This is a genomic window from Citreicella sp. C3M06 (assembly GCF_018860705.1).
Taxonomy (GTDB): Bacteria; Pseudomonadota; Alphaproteobacteria; order Rhodobacterales; family Rhodobacteraceae; genus Salipiger.
The window spans coordinates 1-1,457 of sequence record NZ_JAHKQA010000051.1 but is presented as its reverse complement, the minus strand read 5'-3'; the positions used below and the strand labels follow the sequence as shown (position 1 = coordinate 1,457).

The 1,457-nt window shown below is 65.7% G+C and carries 2 protein-coding genes and 1 pseudogene; all 3 read right to left on the bottom strand.

Features of this window, described 5'->3' with window-relative positions:
- Nucleotides 1–67: 67 nt before the first annotated feature.
- Nucleotides 68–199 carry a transposase domain-containing protein gene (locus KO516_RS24760; RefSeq protein WP_371742080.1) on the bottom strand — a complete coding sequence of 44 codons (132 nt, stop codon included), beginning with the start codon at nt 197–199 and terminating at the stop codon, nt 68–70.
- Nucleotides 197–1,061: pseudogene (locus KO516_RS24230) on the bottom strand (IS66 family transposase); the annotation flags it as partial. The pseudogene KO516_RS24230 and the gene KO516_RS24760, both read right to left, overlap by 3 nt.
- 41 nt (nt 1,062–1,102) lie before the next feature.
- On the bottom strand, nt 1,103–1,457 hold a 355-nt coding region (locus KO516_RS24225), incomplete at its 5' end, for an IS66 family transposase zinc-finger binding domain-containing protein (RefSeq protein ID WP_252737573.1).

Here is a 1,457-nt window from a genome sequence, read left to right as displayed (position 1 = left end):
ATGAATCCTGACCCTAGGTTCATCGAAGAACACCGGTCTGTAAGCGCTGTCACCGCAGCACGCACGATCAGCGTGACGGGTTGAAGTTCCAGGGCAGCAGATCGTCGATGCTGCTGGCCGGGTGACCGGCGGCGATGGCTTCGAGGGTCGCCTTCAAATAGGCGAAGGGTTCCACGCCGTTGATCTTCGCGGTGGCGATTAGGGAAGCGATGCGGGCCCAAGTGCGGCCGCCCTCGTCATGTCCGGCGAAGAGCGCATTCTTTCGCGTCAGGGCAATCGGACGGATCAAGTTCTCGATGGAATTGGAGTCGATCTCGACGCGGCCGTCATGCAGGAAGGTCTGCAGACCGGCCCACTGGCGATGGATGTAGGTCAGCTTCTCTCCGAGGCGCGACTTGGCTGAGATCCGCAGGCGCTGTGCCTGCAGCCAGTCGCCGAACGCGGCGACGAGGGGCGCGCTGCGGGCTTGGCGGGCCGACAGGCGCTGGCCAGGCCCCATGCTGCGGATCTCGGCCTCGATGCGATAGAGCTCGGCGATCCTGCGCAGTCCCTCGGCAGCGATTTCCGAGCCGTCGCGGTCGAAGACTTCCTTCAGCTTGCGACGCGCATGGGCCCAACAATGCGCAACCGTGATCGGCGCGCAGCCCTCGCGGGAGGGGCGTGTGAGGCGGTCATAGCCGGTATAGCCGTCCAATTGCAGGATACCGTCGAAGCCCTGCAGGATTTGTTTCGTGTGCGCCCCCGCGCGGCTGGGATGATAGGTGAAGACGACACCGGGCGGGTCCTCTCCGCCCCAACCGCGGTCATCACGCGCCAAGGCCCAGAGGTAGCCGGTCTTGGTTCGGCCACGGCCCGGGTCAAGGACCGCGGCCGTAGTCTCGTCCATGAAGAGCTTGCCGGACGACTTGAGATGCTCGGTCAGCCTGTCGACCACGGGGCTGAGATGGAAGGCTGCTGTCCCGGCAGTCCGCCAAGGTGCTGCGGTCGATCTGGATGCCGGAGCGCGCCAGGATCTGGCTCTGCCTGTAAAATGGCAGGTGGTCCGCGAACTTGGACACCATGACATGCGCGATGGCACCCTCGGCCGGCAGACCGCCCTCAATCAGCCGGGGCGCGGCGTCAGCCTGGGTGTCCCCGTCTGACAAGCGCGGCAGGCATACTTCGGCCGGATGTCGACCAGCACCCGAAGCTGCGCGGGCACGATGTCGAGACGTTCGGTGCAGACCTCACCGATCCGGTGCATGCGGCCGCACCCACACGGGCACTCAAGGCTCCCCGGCTCAATGACACGTTCGATGCGCGGCAGATCCGCAGGCAGATGGCCGAGATTGCGCTGACGCGTCCGGCGCGACGTCGTGGTGGATGGCGCGGCGTGCTCCTTGCGGGTCTCGACCTCGGCGATGGCCGTTTCCAGGTCCTCGAAGGCCAGTTGCCGGTCGTCATCACTCAGCTTCTCG